Raw genomic sequence first — 19,825 nt, forward strand, 5'->3', positions numbered from 1 at the left:
CGATGGCTGTTCTGGCGGCTGCCCTGGGCCTTTTTCTGCTGGTGAATATCGTCGTGGGGCTGATCCGCGTCCTGCGCGGCCCCACCGAGGCCGACCGGATGCTGGCCGCCCAGTTGTTCGGCTCCACCGGGGTGGCGCTGCTGATGCTGCTGGCCGCGGCGCTGCAGCGCCCCGCCCTGCTGGATGTGGCGCTGGTCTTCGCCCTGCTCTCGGCCATCGCCGCGATCGCCTTCGTGCGCCGCTACTGGACCCGCCGCGAAATGACCGCTGGAGGAGACGATGGTGGTGCTTGAGTATCTGGGCTGGGGGCTGGTGCTGGCCGGGATGCCCTTTTTTGCCGCCGGGACGGTGGGGCTGCTGCGGTTTCCCGATTTTTTCTGCCGCCTGCACGCCCTGACCAAGGCCGATAACCTGGGGCTGGGGCTGGTGTCCCTGGGGCTGGGACTGCAATCGGGCTCCTGGTTGGTCGCGTTCAAGCTGCTGCTGATCTGGCTGCTGGTGCTGGTGAGCAGCGCCGCGGTGTCCCACCTGATGGCGCGCACGGCCCTGCGCAACGGCGTGCGCCCCTGGAGGCGGCCATGAGCGCTCTGCTCTGGTGTTTCGACCTGCTGCTGGCGGGGGTTTTGCTGGGGCTCGCCTGGCGCCTGCTCGCTACCGCCGACCTGTTCCAGGCGGTGGTGCTGTTCATCGCCTTCGGCCTGCTGATGGCCCTGGCCTGGGTGCGCCTGGAGGCTGCGGATGTCGCCCTGGCCGAGGCGGCGGTGGGCTCGGGCATCACCGGCGCGCTGCTGCTTTCGGCCCTGGGGCGCATGGGCGGCGGGCGCCGGAAAAAACAGAAGGATCCAGGAGGCGGCGGTGGGTTGGGCCAGCGATGATTTCGGCGGGCGGATTGTGCTTCCCCTGCTGGTTGCCGCCGTGGGCCTGGCGGTGGGGTGGGCGGTATGGGAGCTGCCGGCGCAGAGCGCTGGACTGCGCGAGCTGGTCTTGGCCCACCTGGAGCAAAGCGGGGTGAAGAGCCCGGTGACCGCCGTGCTGCTCAATTTCCGCGGCTACGACACCCTGCTCGAGGTTGCCGTGCTGCTGCTTGCCGTGCTGGGCAGCTGGGCGCTGGGCCGGGAGACCCTCGGCCTCGACCACCACAGCGCCGGGCCGGTGCTGCGGGCCCTGCTCCACGAACTGCTGCCGGTGATGGTGCTTGTGGCCGGCTACCTGCTCTGGCTCGGCGGGCACGCGCCCGGCGGCGCCTTCCAGGCCGCGGCGGTGCTGGCCGCGGGGGGAATCCTGCTGGTGCTGGCCGGCCGCCAGATTCCCGGGCCTTTGATCGGTTGGCCCTGGTGCGGCCTGCTCTGCCTGGGCTTTCTGGTGTTCATGGCCGTGGCCCTGGGGAGTATGGCCTCTGGGGGGCATTTCCTACAGTACCCGGCCGGCTGGGCCAAGCCCCTGATCCTGCTGATCGAGGCGACCCTCACCCTGTCCATCGCAGCCATCCTGCTGGCGCTGTTCTCCGGCGGCCGGCCCGCGGCCGAGGCCCCGGAACAAAGCGAAAATTCCTCATCCCGGGAGGATCGGTGAGTACCGCAACCTTCTATGCCCTGGTCGGCACGGGGCTGATCGCTCTGGGTCTGCACGCCCTGTTCCGGCACGCCCACCTGCTGCGCAAGATCCTCGCCCTGAACGTGCTCGGCTCGGGGATATTCATGATTTTCATTGCCCTGGCTTACCGCGGCGGGGAAGGGGGGCCCGATCCGGTACCCCATGCCATGGTGCTGACCGGCATCGTGGTGGCGGTCAGCGCCACCGGTCTGGCCCTGGCGCTGGCGGCTCGATTCCAGGCCGAAACCGGCCGGACATCCCTGGAAGAGGATGCCCGGCAGGGAGAGAACTCGTGACGCCGGCGGCCGGCGCACCCTTTCCCTGGGCGGTGATGCTGATCGCGGCTCCGCTGCTGACCGGCACCCTGGCCTTCTGCTGGCGTCGAGCCGGACCCGCCCTGGGCGGCGGCACGGCCCTGCTGATCCCTGCCCTGGCGGCCGGCCTGCTGCACCAGGTGCTTGCCGCTGGCCCCCAGCGCTACGCCCTGGGGGGCTGGACAGGGGAGCTGGGCCCCAATCTTTATGCGGATGGTTTGAGCGTGCTGATGCTGGCCATGACGGCCCTGGTGGGCGCGCTGGTCACCTTTTCCGCCCGGGGGTATTACCGTCAAGGCGAGTCCGGCACCCTGTTCTGGCCCCTGTGGTTGCTGCTCTGGGCGGCGCTCAACGCCCTGTTCCTGGCGGCCGACGCCTTCAATCTCTATGTGACCCTTGAGCTGCTGGCGCTCTCGGCGGTCCCCCTGGCGGCCCTGCCCGGCGGGCCGGCCCTGGGCGCCGCCCTGCGCTACCTCTTGACCAGCCTGCTCGGTTCGCTCTGCTATCTGCTCGGGGTGGGCCTGCTTTATGCGGCCTTTGCCACGGTGGATCTCGAACTGCTTGGCCGGGCCATGGTGCCAATCCCGGCGGCCAAGGTCGCTTTGGCCCTGATGACCGTTGGCCTGCTGCTCAAGACCGCCCTGTTTCCCCTGCATTTCTGGCTGCCACCGGCCCATGCCAACGCCCCGGCGCCGGTCAGCGCCGCCCTCTCGGCGCTGGTGGTCAAGGCCTCCTTCTACCTGCTGGTGCGCCTGTGGTTCCAGGTGTTTCCAGGGGTAGCGATCCCCGCTCTGGCCAATCTGTTGGGGGCCCTGGGGGCGGCGGCGGTGCTCTGGGGTTCGCTGCAGGCCTGCCGGCAGGAGCGGCTCAAGCTGCTGGTGGCCTATTCCACCGTGGCCCAGCTCGGGTATCTGTTTCTGCTCTTTCCCCTTGCCCAGGGGCCGACGGCCTACACCGCCTGGAGCGGGGCGATGCTTTTCGCCGTCTCCCACGCCTTCGGTAAGTCGGCCATGTTCCTCACCGCCGGCAGCGTCATGCACGCGGCGGGACACGACCGTCTGGCCGGCCTGGCGGGGCTGGGGCGGCAACTGACCATGCCCCTGGTGGTCTTCGCCCTGGCCGCCGTGGGGATCATCGGCCTGCCGCCCAGCGGCGGCTTCATGGCCAAGTGGCTGCTGCTCAATGCCGCGCTGGTGCAGGGGCAGTGGTGGTGGGTGGTGGTCATGGCTGCCGGCAGCCTGCTGGCCGCCACCTACGTTATCCGGGTGCTGGTGCTGGCCTTTCGCGATGAACCCAACCCCACCGTCTGCCACCCCGTCCCCGCCACCATGCAGTGGAGTGCGCTGACCCTCGCTCTGCTGGCCTTCGGGCTGGGGCTGCTGGCCGGCTACCCGGTGGGGCTGCTCGAAATCGGCGCTCCGGTGGGTGGCGCGGTTCTGAACTGGGGGCATCCATGACCTGGGAAACCTGGTTGCCGCTGTTGATTCTCTGCAGCTCTCTGGTCCCCGGCCTGATCATCTTCGGCCTCGGGGAAGAGCGTTACCGCCTGCGCACCAGCCTCAACATGCTGGGTGCGACCCTCAAGCTGGTACTGACCGGAGTGCTGGTCTGGAGGGTGTACCAGGGAGCGATCTATAAGGTCAGCTTCTCGATTTTGCCGGGACTGGAGCTGGTGCTGCACGCCGATGCCCTTTCGGTGCTTTTCGTCTCACTCTCTACCGTGCTCTGGTTCGTCACCACCCTCTATGCGGTGGGTTATCTCGAAGGCTCGCCCTTCCGCAGCCGGTTTTTCGGCTTTTTCAGCCTCTGCGTGAGCTCCACCATCGGCATCGCCCTGGCCGGCAACTTGATCACCTTCCTGATCTTCTACGAGATGCTCACCCTGGCTACCTATCCCCTGGTAGTCCACCGGGGAACCTCGGCGGCCGTGCGGGGTGGCCGGATTTATCTGCTCTATACCCTGGCCGGAGGTACGGTGCTGCTGATGGCGGTGGCCTGGCTGATGTCTCTGGTCGGACCGCTGGCTTTTGTCGCTACGGGTAGCCTTGATGCCTATGGAGCGACCCACGGCACCGAACTGCGGATCATCTTTTTCATGCTGATCGCCGGCCTGGGGGTCAAGGCGGCCCTGGTGCCGCTGCACGGCTGGCTGCCCAACGCCATGGTGGCTCCGGCCCCGGTCAGTGCTCTGCTCCACGCGGTCGCGGTAGTCAAGGCCGGGGCCTTCGGCATCGTCCGGGTGGTCTACGACCTGTACGGCATCGAGTTCGCCCGCGACCTGGGGCTTCTCTCGCCGCTGCTGGTCATGGCTTCGTTCACCATCGTCTACGGTTCTCTGCGGGCCCTCTATCAGGATGACCTGAAACGCCGGTTGGCCTTCTCCACGGTCAGCCAGGTTTCCTACATTGCCCTGGGGGTGGCGACCTTCGGACCGCTGGCCAGTATCGGCGGCATCGTGCACCTGGTGCACCAGGGACTGATGAAGATCACCCTGTTTTTCTGTGCCGGCAACCTGGCCGAAACCCTGGGCATCCACAAGGTCAGCGAGATGGACGGGGTGGGGCGGCGGATGCCCTGGACCATGGCGGCTTTTACCGTGGGAGCGCTGGGGATGATCGGCGTGCCGCCGGTTGCCGGGTTCTTCAGCAAATGGTACCTGGGATTGGGCGGACTGCTGGCCGGCGAGCCCTGGGTGATCCCGGTGCTGGTGGCCAGCACCCTGCTCAACGCCGCCTATTTCCTGCCGATTCTTTACGCTGCCTGGTTCAAACCCCAGCAGGGGGCCTGGCCGGAGGAGCACCCCCGGGGCCGGCTGGAGACCGGCTGGATGCTGCTGTTGCCGCCACTGGTCACGGCTGCGCTCGCGCTGCTCGCGGGACTGTTTGCCAACACCCCCTTCAGCGCCCTGGAATGGGCGAAGCTGATTGCCGCCCGGGAATATCTGTTATGAATGAGGCGACGGTGGGCCTGTACTCTCTGCAAGGGATGCTGCTGCTGGCCACCCCGCTGGCCCCGCTGCTGGCGGCTGCGGCCCTGCTGCGCCCTCTTTCCGAAAAAACGCTGCGCCTGCTTGCGGCCCTGAGCTCCCTGCCGGCGCTGGGGTGTGCTCTGGTCGGCGGGGTCGGCGACCTCCACCTCGACTGGCTGCTGCTCGGCAGCCGGTTGGGGCTCGATCCCACCGGACGGCTGTTTCTCCTCTTCACGGCGCTGGTCTGGCTGGCCTCGGGACTCTATGCAGGTATCTGGTTCAGGGGCCGTGCCTCGTTCCGCAACTTTCTGGGGTTTTTCCTCCCCGCCATGGCCGGCAATTTCGGCGCCGTGCTGGCCCATGACATGGTGGACTTTTTTACCTTTTATGCCCTGATGAGTTTTGCCGCCTATGGCCTGGTGGTGCATGATGGCTCGGGACCGGCCCGCCGGGCCGGACGGGTCTATATCGTCCTGGTGGTGCTCGGCGAGGTGCTGCTGTTCTCGGCCCTGCTGCTGCTCGCCGAGGGGGTCGGCAGCCCCGAGTTCTCGCGGGTGGTCGAGGTGGTGGAGCGCTCGCCGGAGCGCGACCTGATCCTGCTGCTGCTGGTCGCGGGTTTCGGCCTCAAGGCGGGGCTGGTGCCGCTGCACGTGGCGCTGCCTCTGACCTATGCGGCGGCACCCCTGCCGGCCGGCGCGGCGCTCAGCGTCATGACCAAGGTGGGGCTGCTGGGGCTGCTGCGGTTCCTCCCCCTGGGGGGGAGCACCCTGCCCGGTTGGGCGGGGACCCTGACCCTGGCCGGGCTGGTGATGGCCCTCTACGGGGTGGCGGCAGGGCTTGCCCAGCGGCAGGCCCGGGCTCTTCTCGCCTATTCCAGCATCAGCCAGCTCGGCTACCTGTTCATCGGCATCGGCATCGGCCTCTCCACGCCGGGGGCCTGGCCCGGACTGGGCGCCGCGCTTGCCCTCTATGCCCTGCACCACGGCCTGGCCAAGGGGGCACTGTTCCTGGGGGTCGGGATGGCCCCGGTCCTGGCCCTGGGCGGATTCCGCCGGGTCCTGCTGCTGGCCGGTCTGCTGCTGCCGGCCCTGGCCCTGTGCGGCGCCCCGCTGACCAGCGGCGCGCTGGTCAAGGCGTCCCTGAAGGGGTTCGCGGATCTGGCCGCGGAGCCCTGGCCGGGAGTGCTGGAGATAATGTTTCCGGTGGCGGCCGTGGGAACCACTGCGCTCATGGCGCGCTTCCTTTTCCTGCTCTGGCCGGGGCGGGCGGAGGTGCGGGAGAAACAGGAGGGGCTTGGGCCGATCTGGGCCGCTCTGCTCATCCTGGTGGGGATTGCCGCCTGGCTGGTCCCCGGCCAGGAGCAGGCCCTGGCCAAGGCGTTCTCCCTCGGCGGCCTGTGGGGAGCCCTGTGGCCGGTGGGGCTGGGCGCGCTGCTGGCCTGGATGGTAGGGCGATGGGCCAGGACCGGCAGGTTGCCCCTGCGCTGGGATCTGCCCCCGGGAGACGTACTGGTCATCTACGAAGGGCTGGCGGGGTGGCTGACTTGGATTTGGGCCAGGTTGGTAGCGCAACTCGAAAGAATGCAAATGGCTCTGCAGGGCGAGTCTGTCCGTTGCTTCCCGCAGAAACTGAGCAGCATACTCCCATCGGCGACATCCGAAGGGCGGCTGCGAAACCTGGCGGTGGCCGGAGCCTTGCTGCTGGTTCTGTTCCTTGCCAATCTCCTGTTCTTGATCTTCCGGGACTGACCTGAAGCTGGTCCGGAGCCCGCCGGCTGGCTTCCGCCCCCGTCGACTAACTGTTTGGCTCCTGCCATCGCGAGGTCTCTTCCCCCGTAAGCAGGTCCACGGCCTCCCGGGCGGCATCGCGAAACGGGAGCAGGACCAGATCGGCGCCGGCCTGCTGCAACCGCTCCGCCTCCCCCGACGCATGGGCGGTGAGGGCGACCCGACCGGTATACCCGTGCTGACGCAGGGCCTGCAGCAGCGCCTGGTTCACCCCCCGCCCGGCAATTGAGCAGACCACCCAGCGGGCTGCTGGCAAAGGGAGGCTGGAGGGGAATTCGGGATCCTCGGCGTCGCCGTAGCGTGTGGCCAGCCCTTTCCGGCCCCAGTCCTTGACCGTCTCCGGGTCGAAGTCCACCCCGAGAACCTGAACCCCGCGCTCGCTCAGGTCCCCGGCCATGCTGCTGCCGTAGCGTCCCAGGCCGAACAGGATGAGTTCAACGGGTTTCCCGGGGCCGGCTGATTCCCCGAGTTCCCGTTCCCGGTGGGGCGGGAGGCGTTCGAAAAATTTCAACCAGTTTTCCAACTTGCCGTACAGCCAGTGGGAATAGAGGATCATGTAGGTGGACAAGCCGATGGTGATCAGCCCCACCAGGGTCACCAGACCGAGGATTCCCCGTTCCAGGTGACCCAGGCTGACCCCGAGGGCGGCAAGGATCAGCGAAAACTCGCTGATCTGGGCCACGGTCAGCCCGGCGAGAAACCCGGTGCGTTTGCGGTAACCCATGGCCCCCATGATGACCATGACGATCAGGGGATTGCCGACCAGCACGAACAGGGAAAGAACCAGGGCCGGACCGAACTGGTTCCCGAGCAGGTCAAGTTCGAGCATGGCGCCCAGGTCAATGAAGAAAAACAGCAGCAGAAAATCGCGCAGGGTGACCAGGCGGGCGCCGACCGACTCGCGAAACGGGGTGGAGGCGAGAGAGACCCCGGCGAGAAAAGCGCCGACCTCCTTGCTGAAACCGAGGTCGTCTCCCAGCGCGGCGAGAGCCACCGCCCAGGCGATGGCAAACAGGATCAACAACTCCTGGGTGCGCGCTACCTGGGGGAGCAGGCGCGGGAAGACCCAGTGCGCGATGGCGCCGATCAGGGCCAGAAACAGAGCGCCTTTAAGCATGACCAGCATCAGTTCAAGGCCTGGGCGGCCGGTTCTGGCTCCGGCGCCGAAGGCGGTGAGGGCGATCATCACCAACACCACCACCAGATCCTGCACGATCAGAAAACCCACCGCGATGCGCCCGTGCAGGGAGTCTATCTCTTTCTTGTCCGAAAGCAGCTTGACGATGATGATGGTGCTCGAGAAGGTCAAGGCCACGGCCACGTAAATGGCGGCAACCGGGGAAAGGCCGAGGGCCAGGGCGATGAAAAAGCCCACCACCGAGGTGAACAGCACCTGGCCAAGGCCCGTGGCGAGCGCCACCGGGCCCATGGTGCGGATCAGGTGCAGGTCGAGCTTGAGGCCGACCACGAACAGCAGCAGGGCGATCCCCAGCTTGGCGAGCAGGTCGACCTGGTCGGCGGCACTGACCCAGCCCAGCCCCGCCGGGCCGACCAGGATGCCGACGGCGATGAAGGAGACGATCAGCGGCTGACGCAGGCGGATGCCTAGCGTCGCCACGGCCGCCGCCACCGCCAGCAGCGCGGCGATTTCATAAAATGTCTGGGCGAACACCGGCATGGGGTAGCCCCTTACTTAATTTAATTTGGTCAGGGCAGCTGGAATCGGAAATTCGAGGGTTTAACCGCCAGCACGTCGCATTCGGCATGGCGCATCACGTGTTCGGCCACGCTCCCCAGCAGCAGATAGGGCAGCCCGGAAAGCCCCTCGGTGCCCACGGCCACCAGATCCACTCCCAGTTCCGCAGCCTGGGCGGGGATCAGGGAGGGGGGATGGCCCTGGCGCAGGTGCCGCTTGAGCCGCCGGGTCCCCAGGTTCACGTCATGGAGATACTCCTTCATCTGGGTTTCGGCCTTTTCCAGGAGCTGCCGGTGGTACCTCTGGAGCCCCTCATCGCCGATGGTTGCCAGGGACAATCTTCCGGCTCCCCACAACCGGTAGACGTGCAGCAGGTCGAAGCTGGCGTCGGGAGCCAGGTCGAGGGCGGTAAAAAATGCCCGACGCGAAGCCTCGGAAAAATCGGTTGGGGCCAGCACCCTCCGGTAGGGGGTCTCCGCCGGCGTTTTCACTACCAGTACCGGGCGGTCGCCCTTTCTGGCGACTTTCTCCGCCGTGGTGCCCAGGAACAGGTCGCGCATCGACCGGCGACCGTGGGCACCCACCACGATCAGGTCGGCACCGATCTTCCGGGCCCGCCGGATAATCCCGACGAACCCCCTGCCGGCTTCGACCCGCAGGTCCAGGCGAAGCCCATCTCCTGCGGTGCGATCGGCCTGTTCCTGCAACATTTCCCTGGCCTCGTCCGTCAAGAGGCGCAGCAGGGGTTCCGGCGGCAGCTGCAGTGAATCAGGGGCTTCCCACGGCCAGTCTTCCAGAACATGCAGCAGTTCCAGCTTGGCCCCGCTCTGCTTCGCCAGCAGAGCCGCACGCCTGATGGCCGAGTCCGCGTTCACCGAGAGGTCGCTTGCGACAAGGATGGTTTTCAGTTTGGTCATGATTTGCACTCCTGTCGGTCTACCTTGAGCCGGCCCTGGCGGCCTGCTGATGCCCCGCCTGGATTTTGCCGGCCGGCTGGATGCCGGAGACCAGCCATCATGGCGGAATCCGATGCTGCCGGCGCTCGAACCAGCGCAGCAGCCACTTTTCGGCCTCGACCACGAACAGTACTGAAGATCCCACCAGCACGATGCGAACCCAGTCGCCGAAGCCGATGGCGGCGGTGGCGAAGAGATGCTGCAGGGGCGGCGCGTAGGTGAACAGCAGCTGGAACACCAGCACCAGGCCGATTGCCCCCAGTACGTAGCGGCTGCCGAAAAGTCCCTGGCGGTTGAGTACCGAAGCCTTCAGGTAGCGGCTGTTGAGCAGGTAGAAAATCTCGAACATGACCAGGCCGTTGACCGCCACGGTCCGCGAGGTTTCGATGGAGACCTCGTGCAGGCGCTCCCAGAGAAACAGGCCGAAGGTGCCGATCACCAGTACCAGCGAAACGAACAAGGTGCGCCAGATCAGGAACGGCGAGAGGATCGGCTCTTTGGGGTCGCGGGGGGGGCGCGCCATGACGTCCTCCTCGGGCGGCTCGAAGGCCAGCGAGAGGGCCAGGGTCACGGCGGTGATCATGTTCACCCAGAGGATCTGCACCGGGGTGATGGGGAGCATCCGCCCGGAGAGGATGGCGGCGATGATTACCCCTGCCTCGCCGCCGTTGGTGGGGAGGATGAAAATGATGGCTTTGCGGATGTTGTCGTACACGGTGCGGCCGAGCTTGACCGCCTGGGCGATGGTGGCGAAGTTGTCATCGGCCAGCACAATCTCGGCGGCCTCCTTGGCCACTTCGGTCCCCTTGACCCCCATGGCTACCCCGACCTCGGCGCGCTTCAGGGCTGGCGCGTCGTTGACCCCGTCACCGGTCATCGCCACCACCTGCCCGTCGGCCTGCAGCGCCTGCACCAGGCGCAGCTTGTGCTCGGGGCTGACCCGGGCGAAGACATCCACCTGCTGGGTGACCCGTCTCAGCTTCTCGTCGCTCATCCCTTCCAGTTCCCGGCCGTTGACCACCGAGCGGCCGTCGCCGATTCCCATCTGGGCGGCGATGGCCCGGGCGGTCAGGGCGTGGTCGCCGGTGATCATCTTCACCCGGATTCCCGCCGACTGGCAGCTTTTCACCGCATCGATGGCCTCGGCGCGCGGCGGGTCGATGAGCCCGGTCAGTCCCAGCAGGGTCAGGCCCCCCTCGACATCGGAAAAACGCAGCTCCCGCTGGTCAGGCCCGGCCGGTTTGAAGGCGAAGGCGATGAGGCGCTGGCCGCGGCCCGCCAGCTCGTCGATGCGGCGCTGCCAGAAGGGCAAATCGATGGGGACATCTTCGCCGGCCCGCCGCTGGCGATGGCACATCTCCAGCACCCGCTCCGGCGCCCCTTTGACGTAGATAAAGCCGTGGCCGGTGTGATCGTGGTGCAAGGTGGCCATGAAGCGGTGTTCGGACTCGAAAGGGATGACGTCGGTGCGGGGGAAAAGCTCCGCTTCCCGCGCCGGGTCGAAACCGGTCTTCATGGCCAGGGTCAGCAGGGCCCCCTCGGTGGGGTCGCCGGCCAGCTGCCACTGCCCCTGCCGCAGTTCGAGGGCGGCGTCGTTGCACAGCAGCCCGGCCCGGGCCAGTTCCACCAACCCCGGCAGCTGCTCCGGCGCCAGCTCGCTCCCCTGGCAGACGAAGCCCCCCCGGGGGGCGTAGCCGACCCCGCCGACCTTCACCAGGTACTCGGCCACCGCTACTTCCTGCACGGTCATCTCGTTGCGGGTCAGGGTGCCGGTCTTGTCCGAGCAGATCACCGTCACCGAGCCGAGGGTTTCCACGGCGGGCAGGCGGCGCACGATGGCGCTGCGCCTGGCCATGATCTGCACGCCGAGGGCCAACGTGATGGTGATGATCGCCGGCAGCCCCTCGGGAATGGCGGCCACCGCCAACCCGACGCAGGCCAGGAACATGTCGCCGAAGGAGTAGTCCCTGGCCAGCATGCCGAAGGCGAAAGTAAGCAGCGCCACAGCACCGATAGCAGCGGTGAGCCAGCGGCCGAATTCGGCGATCTGCTGCAGCAGGCGGGTGGTGAGGGGCTGCACCCGGGAAAGTAGGGCGCTGATCTGGCCGATTTCCGTCGTATCGCCGGTGGCGACCACCACGCCGCTCCCCTGGCCGTAGGTGACCAGGGTCCCCGAAAAGCCCAGGCAGCTGCGGTCCCCCAGGGGGGCGGCCGCGGTTACCGGTTCGGTCCTTTTTTCCACCGGCACCGATTCGCCGGTCAGCGCCGCCTCCTCGATGCGCAGTTCCTTGACCTTGAAAAGGCGCAGGTCGGCTGGGACCTTGTCCCCCGACTGCAGGAACACCACGTCCCCCGGCACCAGGTTTTCAGCCTGGATCTGCTGCCGGTGTCCGTCGCGGAGAACCGTAGCCTGTTGGGAGAGCATGGTGCGGATCGCCTCCATGGCCCTCTCCGCCTTCCCTTCCTGGATGTAGCCGATCAGGGCGTTGGCCAGCACCACCCCGAAGATGACCCAGGAATCGACCCAGTGGCCCAGGGCCGCGGTGACCAGCGCGGCGAACAGCAGCACGTAGATCAGCACGTTGTGAAACTGGACCAGAAAGCGCACCCAGGCGCTGCGCTGTTTGGGCGGCCGCAGGCGGTTGGGTCCGTAGCGGGCGAGCCGGCGCTCGGCCTCGGCCTGGGTGAGCCCCCCGGGGGAGCTTTCCAGGTGGCTGAAGGTTTTCTCCGTCGCCCACTCGTGCCAGGCACTGCCGGCTTCGGGGATCGGGGGCTGGCGGTTCATCGAAGGTGGCCTTTCGCAAGAATTCTTGTAATTTAGCAGGTATTCTTAGAAAATATTAGCTTGTGGAGACCGGTTTTCAATCTGGAGGCACCCATTCCCGCAGCGGAGGTCTTTATGCCCGTTTTTACTGAATTGACGGACTACATGAACTTTCAGGACTATCTTTCCGAAGAGGAGAAGCTGGTGCGGCAGACCGCCCGCCAGTTCGTCAATGAGCAGGTGCTGCCGATCATCGAGAAGCATGCCCAGGAGATGAGCTTCCCCCGCCAGTTGATCAAACCGATGGGAGAGCTCGGCTTTCTCGGCGCCAGCCTGCCGGAGAAGTACGGCTGCGCCGGCCTGGACGCCCTGGCCTACGGGCTGCTGATGTACGAGCTTGAGCGGGGCGATTCGGGGATCCGCAGCTTCGCCTCGGTGCAGGGGGCGCTGGTCATGTGGCCGATCTACAGCTACGGCAGCGAGGCGCAGAAGGAGCATTGGCTGCCGCGGCTGGCTCGGGGCGAGGCCATCGGCTGCTTCGGCCTGACCGAGCCCGATTTCGGCTCCAACCCCGGCGGCATGCGTACCCGCGCGGTGCGCGAGGGCCAGGGGAAATGGCGCCTGAACGGCACCAAGATGTGGATCACCAACGGCTCCATCGCCGATGTGGCGCTGGTCTGGGCCAAGACCGACGAGGGGGTGCGCGGCTTTCTGGTGGAAAAGGGGACCCCCGGTTTCTCGGCGCCGGAGATGAAGGGGAAGTGGTCGCTGCGCGCCTCGGTGACCAGCGAGCTGGTGCTGGAGGATGTGCTCCTCGACGAGGAGGAGAGCCTGCTGCCGGGCGTCACCGGGCTGAAAGGGCCGCTGAGCTGCCTCAACCAGGCCCGCTACGGCATCGCCTGGGGGGCGCTGGGGGCGGCCGACGCCTGCTACGAGTGCGCCCTCGACTACGCCAAGACCCGCATCCAGTTCGACAAGCCCATTGCCAGCTTCCAGCTGCAGCAGCAGAAGCTCGCCCGGATGGTCACCGAACTGACCAAGGGGCAGCTGCTCGCCCTGCAGCTGGCCCGGCTCAAGGATAAGAAAAAGGTCACCCCGGCGCAGATCTCCATGGCCAAGATGAACAACGTCCACGTCGCCCTCGAGATCTGCCGCAGCGCGCGCACCATCCTGGCCGCCAACGGCATCCTCGGAGAGTACCCGGTCATGCGCCACATGGCCAACCTCGAGTCGGTCTACACCTACGAGGGGACCCACGACATCCACACCCTGATCATCGGTCAGGAGGTGACGGGGATCGCCGCCTTCAGCTGAACCGGAGATGTAAAATAGTGTAAAGGATGAGTGTAATGATTTTTTACGGATCGCCTTCCATGGCTTGAGGATAGTCCCCCTCCCATGCGGGGTTTAAGCCGCGGCACGGTCTTTGAAATCAACCTCCCCGAGGCGGGTATTTTTAATGCCACATTGCAACCGTTTCCGGAGGTCAGGGGTGACCATGAGGCGAGCGCATATTCTTTGGGCGGGACTGTTGTTGTATGGATTGGGCTGGGGCGCCAACCCTGCGGACGCGGCCAACTATCCCCGCTCGGCGACCCTGTCGCCGTTTGTCGGCTACCAGGTGTTCGAGGGGAATCAAAACCTCGAAGATGACTTGCTGAAGGGGTTGTCGCTCGGCTGCAATTTCAATGAGCGCTGGAGCGCCGAGGTGACCGTCGGTCATGTGGACAGTGAGGCCCGCGGCGTCACGCGGCGGGACGCGGATCGCGACGTCTGGAATTTTTTCCTGAGCGGGATTTACCACTTCCGCCCGGACCAGCGCTTCGTCCCCTACCTGCTGGTCGGCGCCGGCGGGTATATCGTGGAGGGGGAAACCGGCGGAAGCGGCGGGGATGATGAGGATGAGGACCTGCTGGCCACCTACGGTCTCGGAGTGAAGATCGGCTTGTCGGAATTCGTGGGGTTGCGTGGCGAGGTGCGGCATGTCATTGATTTCAACATCAACGATGAGCGCCGCCGCCACGATCTGTTTCACGGTTTCGCGGCGACCCTCGGCTTGCATTTCCAACTGGTTCCCGATGACGTGCAGGCGGATTCCGCCAGGCAGCCGGCGGCCGAGTCCACTACCGGGCCGGCGATATTTTCCCGCCTGCGCAGCCGCTCGAGAGAAGAGCCGCCACTGGTCATCCCCGATGAGGCCGGAGAATCGGCTCTGGCCCGGGTGGCGGTGCCTCTGCGTCTGGAGTCTAACCCCCTGCCCCCCACGAGCCAGGCGGGACTGGCCATGGAGCCTGGCCTTAATCCCGGCGCCGGTCCGCTTTCCCTGACCTATGCATTGGACCCCAAGGGTGAGGGGAGCGGCCTTTCGCCCCAGGCGCAGATGGAGATTGGCAAGGCTCTCAGGCCCGCCGGCCACCGGCAGGTGGTTGTGGAGGTCCATTCCAGCCAGGGCAAGACTCCCCTGGACTGCTTCAAGACCGCCCAGGAGAGGGCCGATAAAATAAGGCTGTTCCTGGTGGAATCCTTCGAGCTCGAGCCGACGGTCATCGAGGCCCGCGGCTACGCCGGAATGGGTCATGGTTCGCCGGACAGCCCCCAGACCACCCTGGTGCTGAAATTGTTCCCGCGGGTGCCAGGCGCGGCCTCGGCGCCGGAGAAGCCGATCTGACGGCCTCATGGGGCCTGAGCGCAGCCGCTGCCCGTCCCTTGCAGAAGGCACAGGCCCTGGCAAAGGGATCGTTCAGGGTGAATGGGCTTCGGCCAGCGATTGTTGCCCGAAGGGGCAGACTTCCAGCAGCGGGCAGGGACGGCAGCGGGGGGCTCGTTTCCGGCAGAGGGTTTTGCACTGCTCGACGATCAGCGCATGGTATTCGTTGAACAGGTCGGAGTCATGGGGGAGGCGGGTCATGAACCGGGAGCGGATCGCCTCGTAGCTCTCCGCTCCGCTGAGAACGCCGAGGCGTTCGAACAGGCGCCGGGTGTAGGCGTCGACCACGAAGGAGGGGTGGCTGCCGGCGTAGAGCAGAATCGAATCGGCGGTTTCGGGGCCGATCCCCTTGAGGGAGAGCAACTCGCGGCGGGCGGTCTCCAGGGGCTGGGCAAGCAGCCGCTCAAGCGAGCCCCGGTGGTACTCGAACAGGTGCTCCAGCGCCAGCTGCAGGCGCTCGGCCTTCTGGCGGAAGAACCCGGCGGGGCGGATCAGCTCCTCCAGCTGGGCCCGCGCAAAGCCGCGAAGCTCGGCGGGTCCCAGGGCTCCGGCCTGCTTGAGGTTGGCGATGGCCTTCTCCACGTTGGTCCAGGCGGTGTTCTGGGTGAGAACCGCCCCCACCAGCACCTCGAAAGGGGTCTCCGCCGGCCACCAGTGCAAGGGGCCGAAGTGGGCAGCGAGCCGCTCGAAGACCTCGCGAAAAATATCCGGCGATTCAGAAAATTCAGGCGTTTTTTTCACCACAACCTGCTGGCTCATTTATAATTTCGCCTCACGCCTCACGCCTCACGCCTCACGCCTCACGCCTCACGCCTCACGCCTCACGCCTCACGCCTCACGCCTCACGCCTCACGCCTCACGCCTCACGCCTCACGCCTCACGCCTCACGCCTCATCCACCAGTTGCGCCAAGCGGTCGGCCGCCACCAGGTGGCCGTCGCTGCGCAAGGTTTCCGCGGGCCAGGGCTGGCGCATCAGCTCTTCGAGAGCCTCTCCCCAGAGCCCCGCACGCAGCGCCTGGTTGTCGATGAAGCGGCAGCGGGCGTAACGGCGCATGCCCGCCACCAGCAGGGCCTGTTCCCGAAAATCCCCCCGCGAGGTGTACAGCACCGCCGTGTCGTTGGCGATCGCCTCGGAGACGATGCCGTAGCCCGGCTTGGTGATGACCGCGTCGGCGGCCCGCACCAGGTCGGGGTAGGGAAACATGCCGGCGGGGAGCGACCGCAGGTTGTCCGCTTTCCAGTTCTTCTCCCCCTCGGTGACGAAGACCCAGTTTTTCAGCCGGGCAAGGGGCCTGAAATCATACCCCTGCAGGCCGAAGCCGCCGAAGGACACCAGGCCGAAACGGCAGCCCTCGGGGATGTCGATGGCCATGCGGACCTCCCGAGGCTCGCGGGTTCCCCGGCGGGCCACCAGGGGCAGATCCTCCAGAGTGTCGATAGCCGGAATATCCCCGTGGAAGGGGAGCCGCAGCAGGCGGGAAGCCTTGCCGTAGTCCGCCTCCAGCGCTTCCAGCACATCCTGGTAGTCGGGGAACTTTTCCGCGAGCCCCTGGTAGATCCAATCCCAGGTGAAGTTGGAAATGCCGACGCCGGGAATGCCCGCCATGGCTGCCGCGGCGAAGGCCGTTGCCGGGATATCCGCGGCCACCAGGGAGACGCCCCCCTGGCGAAGGTCCTTCGCCTCCTCGCAGACCAGTGTCTCCCTGCACCTCAGAAACTCCCGGTAGCGCTGCAGGGTCTGCTCTTCCTGCATGACCAGGCTGTCGCGCTGCAGCACCCCCAGGTCCATGGTCCGGCGCCGCACCGGGACCGAGCTGTCCAGAAAACCCTTGAAAAACCAGTCGTGGGCGTCGGAAACGACCTCGACGGCCAGCTGCGGGTGGCGTTGCCGCAGGGTGTTGATGATATGGCAGGAGCGGCTGGCATGGCCCAGGCCGTGGCCGCTGATGTAGTAGCACAGTTTTTTCATGGAAGTATTAATAGCATGGCCGCAGGAGGCGAACAAGAGCCTCGAATGCTTGGGAAAGGGCGATTTCGATTGACATACTCCGGGGGATGGGCTAGTTGTATTGAAAATCATTTTCAAATAAGCGGCCAATGACGGCAAGGGGGCGGATATGAGTATCGTCGTGGTCGGCGGGATGGACCGGTTGGAGCGCCATTACCGCCGTGAAGCAGAAAAATTGGGACATCAGCTCCAGGTCTTCAATTCAGCCTCGGCCCGGATGAGCGCCCGGATCCAGGGATCGGACGCCCTGGTGCTGTTCACCAACAAGATCTCCCACAAGGCTCGCAATGAAGCGGTAGCCACCGCGCGCAAATCGGGCATCCCGGTCTACATGTACCACTCCTGCGGACTCTGCACCCTGCGCGACTGCCTGCAATGCCTGGGCTGCGGGGAACACTCCCCGGGATGAGGCGCCGAACGCAGGCGGTTTAAGCGCCGCGCTGATCATCCAGAGTTCGCAGCCCGCCTTCAACTCCTTTTAGACCCGCCCAAGCCTGTAAGTTTCCCAGGCTCCTGCCCCAGGCCTTTGCAGGCTCTCCGTATTCCGCCGGGAACTCTTCAAACGCTCTGGACATCCAGGATTCTTCTGCTACCCTTTCTAATTCCAGGGTTTTTCGCCCTTTGCCGGACTCTCGGGTGGGTTGCGGGGTTCGGTTTCCAACACTAACCAACGGAGGTAAGGGTATGGAAGAGATGTTCTGTTTTCAGTGCGAACAGGCGGCCGGCGGTACCGGCTGCACCAAGATCGGCGTCTGCGGCAAGCAGCCCGACGTCGCCGCGCTGCAGGACCTGATCGTGTTCGGCCTCAAGGGGGTGGCCTTCTGGGCCCACAAGGCCCGTGAAAAAGGGGCCATCGACCGCGATATCGACGTGCACATGATCGAGGCGCTGTTCACCACCGTGACCAACGTCGACTTCGATCCGGCCAGTTGCGCCAAGGTGGCGCAGAAGACCGTGCAGATGCGTGACAAGGCCAGGGCCCTGTTCGAAAAGGCCAACGGCGGCCCCTTCAAGGGCGATGTCCCCGCAGCGGCCGGCGACTGGAAGCTTCCCGCCGGCCAGGCGGAGATGGTCGCGCTGGGGCGCAAGCACGGCGTCAAAGCCTTCCACAGCGACCCCGACGTCAACTCGGTGCAGAACATCCTGCTCTACGGCTGCAAGGGGATGGCCGCCTACGCGGACCATGCCCACATCCTCGGCAAGGACGACCCCAAGATCTACGGCTTCATCCACAAGGCCCTGGCCTCCATGCTCGACGCCAAGCTCGGGTTGATGGATTTCGTCGGCTTGTGCATGGAGTGCGGCAAGACCAACATCGACTGCATGGGGCTGCTCAACAAGGCCCACATCGAAAAATACCAGGCCCCCACACCGACCCCGGTGTCGATCGGCGCCAAGGCCGGCAAGGCGATCCTGGTTTCGGGCCATGACCTGAAGATGCTCGAAGAGCTGCTCAAGCAGACCGAGGGCAAGGGGGTCAACGTCTATACTCACGTCGAGATGCTCCCCGCTCACGGCTACCCCGGGCTCAAGAAGTACAAGCACCTGGTGGGCAACTTTGGCAGCGCCTGGCAGAACCAGCACAAGGAGTTCGCCGATTTCCCCGGCGCCATCATCTTCAACACCAACTGCATCCAGCGCCCCGGCGACCAGTACAAGGACCGCCTGTTCACCTGGGGGCGGGTGCAGTGGCCGGGCGTGAAGCATATTGACGGCTGGGACTTCTCCGAGGTCATCGCCGCAGCGCAGAAAGCCGAGGGGTTCAAGGAGATGCCGGCCAAGAACATCCTCACCGGCTGCGGCCACGACGCGGTGCTGGGGCTGGCCGACAAGGTTATCGCCGCCGTCAAGTCCGGGGCGATCAAACGTTTCTTCGTCATCGGCGGTTGCGACGGCGCCAAGCCGGGGCGCAACTACTACACCCAGTTCGCCGAGAAACTGCCCAAGGACACGGTCATCCTGACCCTGGCCTGCGGCAAGTACCGCTTCAACAAACTCGATCTCGGCGATATCGGCGGCATTCCGCGTCTGCTCGACGTCGGTCAGTGCAACGACGCCTACTCGGCGGTGCAGATCGCCCTGGCCCTGGCGGGGGCCTTCAACTGCGGGGTCAACGACCTGCCGCTCTCCATCGTCCTTTCCTGGTACGAGCAGAAGGCGGTGGTGGTGCTGCTCTCGTTGCTCTCGCTCGATATCAAGAACATGAAGCTCGGTCCCACACTGCCGGCTTTCGTCACCCCCAACGTGCTTAATTTCCTGGTCGAGAACTTCAACATCGGCCCCATCGGCAGCGTGGAAGAGGACATGAAGCAGATGCTTGGCGCATAATCAAAAGAAGGGAAACCTTCTGAACAAAGGGCGCGGGGGGAATTCCCCTCGCGCCTGTTTTATTCGAAGGGAAAAGAAGATAAACCACGAAGGACACGAAGGGAAAAACGGATTGTTGGTCTTCTTCGTGTCCTTCGTGCTCTTCGTGGTGAAAACCATTTTGGGGGAGTCATTATGGCTGTAAATAAAAAAGCCCGGATGGTGGGCATCAATCACGTCGCCCTCGAGGTGGACGACATCGACGCGGCGCTCGAGTTTTACGGAAAGATTTTCGATTTCACCCTGCGCGGGCGCCACGACCGGATGGCCTTTATCGACCTGGGCGACCAGTTCATCAACCTCTCGGAGAAGCGCAGCCAGGTGCCCGACACCCTGCGGCATTTCGGGTTGGTGGTGGATGACCGCGAAAAGGTCCGCAGTGCCGTGGCGGCGCTCGGGGCGAAGATCCTGCCGGGCCGGGGCCTGGACTTCCTCGACCCCTGGGGGAACCACGTGCAGGTGGTGCAGTACCGGGATATCCAGTTCAGCAAGACCGCCGAGGTGCTGAGGGCGATGGGGCTGGCGGGGCTGGAAAAAACCGAAGCGGCGCTGGAAGAGTTGCGGGAAAAAGGGATGGCGCCGGACTAAGTGCCCCGTGCGGTTAATCCTGCCTTCTAATTCCGGCCCTTTTCGGCGCTGCCTGCGTTGCGCCACCTTGACTTAG

The 19,825-nt window shown here is 65.7% G+C and carries 16 protein-coding genes and 1 pseudogene; 12 read left to right on the forward strand and 5 right to left on the reverse strand.

Going from position 1 to position 19,825, the window contains the following annotated elements:
• Nucleotides 1-2 precede the first annotated feature (2 nt).
• The 7 genes and pseudogenes from DESUT3_RS03265 (at nt 3) to DESUT3_RS03300 (ending at nt 6,623) form a co-directional block, all read left to right on the forward strand.
• Entirely contained in the window at nt 3-293 is a 291-nt protein-coding gene (locus DESUT3_RS03265; RefSeq protein WP_221251042.1) for a monovalent cation/H+ antiporter complex subunit F, read from the forward strand.
• Complete coding sequence (gene mnhG, locus DESUT3_RS03270) at nt 280-582, forward strand: monovalent cation/H(+) antiporter subunit G (protein WP_404827024.1); 303 nt, start codon at nt 280-282, stop codon at nt 580-582. The genes DESUT3_RS03265 and mnhG overlap by 14 nt, the downstream gene beginning before the upstream one ends.
• Nucleotides 579-1,572, forward strand: a pseudogene (locus tag DESUT3_RS03280) (hydrogenase subunit MbhD domain-containing protein). The gene mnhG and the pseudogene DESUT3_RS03280 overlap by 4 nt, the downstream one beginning before the upstream one ends.
• Nucleotides 1,569-1,889 carry an NADH-quinone oxidoreductase subunit K gene (locus tag DESUT3_RS03285; protein WP_221251046.1) on the forward strand — a complete coding sequence of 107 codons (321 nt, stop codon included), beginning with the start codon at nt 1,569-1,571 and terminating at the stop codon, nt 1,887-1,889. The pseudogene DESUT3_RS03280 and the gene DESUT3_RS03285 overlap by 4 nt, the downstream one beginning before the upstream one ends.
• The gene (locus tag DESUT3_RS03290) at nt 1,886-3,364 is read left to right on the forward strand and encodes a complex I subunit 5 family protein (protein ID WP_221251047.1); all 1,479 of its coding nucleotides are present in this window, start codon (nt 1,886-1,888) and stop codon (nt 3,362-3,364) included. The genes DESUT3_RS03285 and DESUT3_RS03290 overlap by 4 nt, the downstream gene beginning before the upstream one ends.
• Entirely contained in the window at nt 3,361-4,857 is a 1,497-nt protein-coding gene (locus DESUT3_RS03295) for a complex I subunit 5 family protein (protein ID WP_221251048.1), read from the forward strand. The genes DESUT3_RS03290 and DESUT3_RS03295 overlap by 4 nt, the downstream gene beginning before the upstream one ends.
• Nucleotides 4,854-6,623 carry a proton-conducting transporter transmembrane domain-containing protein gene (locus DESUT3_RS03300; RefSeq protein ID WP_221251049.1) on the forward strand — a complete coding sequence of 590 codons (1,770 nt, stop codon included), beginning with the start codon at nt 4,854-4,856 and terminating at the stop codon, nt 6,621-6,623. The genes DESUT3_RS03295 and DESUT3_RS03300 overlap by 4 nt, the downstream gene beginning before the upstream one ends.
• 46 nt (nt 6,624-6,669) lie before the next feature.
• On the opposite strand, the gene DESUT3_RS03305 is transcribed toward DESUT3_RS03300, so the two are convergent.
• The 3 genes from DESUT3_RS03305 to DESUT3_RS03315 all read right to left on the reverse strand — a co-directional run bounded on the left by DESUT3_RS03305 (nt 6,670) and on the right by DESUT3_RS03315 (nt 12,099).
• The gene (locus DESUT3_RS03305; RefSeq protein ID WP_221251050.1) at nt 6,670-8,340 is read right to left on the reverse strand and encodes a cation:proton antiporter; all 1,671 of its coding nucleotides are present in this window, start codon (nt 8,338-8,340) and stop codon (nt 6,670-6,672) included.
• A 29-nt stretch (nt 8,341-8,369) separates the two neighbouring features.
• Nucleotides 8,370-9,275 carry a universal stress protein gene (locus DESUT3_RS03310; protein ID WP_221251051.1) on the reverse strand — a complete coding sequence of 302 codons (906 nt, stop codon included), beginning with the start codon at nt 9,273-9,275 and terminating at the stop codon, nt 8,370-8,372.
• Between the two features lie 97 nt (nt 9,276-9,372).
• Nucleotides 9,373-12,099, reverse strand: a complete 2,727-nt coding sequence (locus DESUT3_RS03315) for a cation-transporting P-type ATPase (protein WP_221251052.1) — start codon at nt 12,097-12,099, stop codon at nt 9,373-9,375.
• A gap of 114 nt (nt 12,100-12,213) precedes the next feature.
• Here DESUT3_RS03315 and DESUT3_RS03320 point away from each other — a divergent pair, with 114 nt between their 5' ends.
• Nucleotides 12,214-13,392 carry an acyl-CoA dehydrogenase family protein gene (locus DESUT3_RS03320; protein ID WP_221251053.1) on the forward strand — a complete coding sequence of 393 codons (1,179 nt, stop codon included), beginning with the start codon at nt 12,214-12,216 and terminating at the stop codon, nt 13,390-13,392.
• Nucleotides 13,393-13,576: 184 nt separating this feature from the next.
• Nucleotides 13,577-14,746, forward strand: coding sequence for a porin family protein (locus DESUT3_RS03325; protein WP_221251054.1), 1,170 nt, complete (start codon nt 13,577-13,579; stop codon nt 14,744-14,746).
• Nucleotides 14,747-14,818: 72 nt separating this feature from the next.
• On the opposite strand, the gene DESUT3_RS03330 is transcribed toward DESUT3_RS03325, so the two are convergent.
• Nucleotides 14,819-15,544 carry an endonuclease III domain-containing protein gene (locus tag DESUT3_RS03330; protein WP_221251055.1) on the reverse strand — a complete coding sequence of 242 codons (726 nt, stop codon included), beginning with the start codon at nt 15,542-15,544 and terminating at the stop codon, nt 14,819-14,821.
• Between the two features lie 125 nt (nt 15,545-15,669).
• Nucleotides 15,670-16,755: a glycosyltransferase family protein gene (locus DESUT3_RS03335; protein WP_221251056.1), complete on the reverse strand. Its 1,086-nt coding sequence runs from the start codon at nt 16,753-16,755 to the stop codon at nt 15,670-15,672.
• Between the two features lie 148 nt (nt 16,756-16,903).
• On the opposite strand from DESUT3_RS03335, the gene DESUT3_RS03340 reads away from it, so the two are divergent.
• The 3 genes from DESUT3_RS03340 to DESUT3_RS03350 all read left to right on the forward strand — a co-directional run bounded on the left by DESUT3_RS03340 (nt 16,904) and on the right by DESUT3_RS03350 (nt 19,749).
• A complete protein-coding gene (locus tag DESUT3_RS03340; RefSeq protein ID WP_221251057.1) occupies nt 16,904-17,203 on the forward strand; it encodes a DUF2325 domain-containing protein in 300 nt (99 codons plus the stop codon).
• Nucleotides 17,204-17,487: 284 nt separating this feature from the next.
• Nucleotides 17,488-19,122: a hydroxylamine reductase gene (hcp, locus tag DESUT3_RS03345; RefSeq protein ID WP_221252449.1), complete on the forward strand. Its 1,635-nt coding sequence runs from the start codon at nt 17,488-17,490 to the stop codon at nt 19,120-19,122.
• Between the two features lie 174 nt (nt 19,123-19,296).
• The gene (locus DESUT3_RS03350) at nt 19,297-19,749 is read left to right on the forward strand and encodes a VOC family protein (protein ID WP_221251058.1); all 453 of its coding nucleotides are present in this window, start codon (nt 19,297-19,299) and stop codon (nt 19,747-19,749) included.
• The last annotated feature ends 76 nt before the right edge of the window (nt 19,750-19,825 follow it).

The sequence above is a fragment of the Desulfuromonas versatilis genome, assembly GCF_019704135.1.
Lineage (GTDB): Bacteria > Desulfobacterota > Desulfuromonadia > Desulfuromonadales > NIT-T3 > Desulfuromonas_A > Desulfuromonas_A versatilis.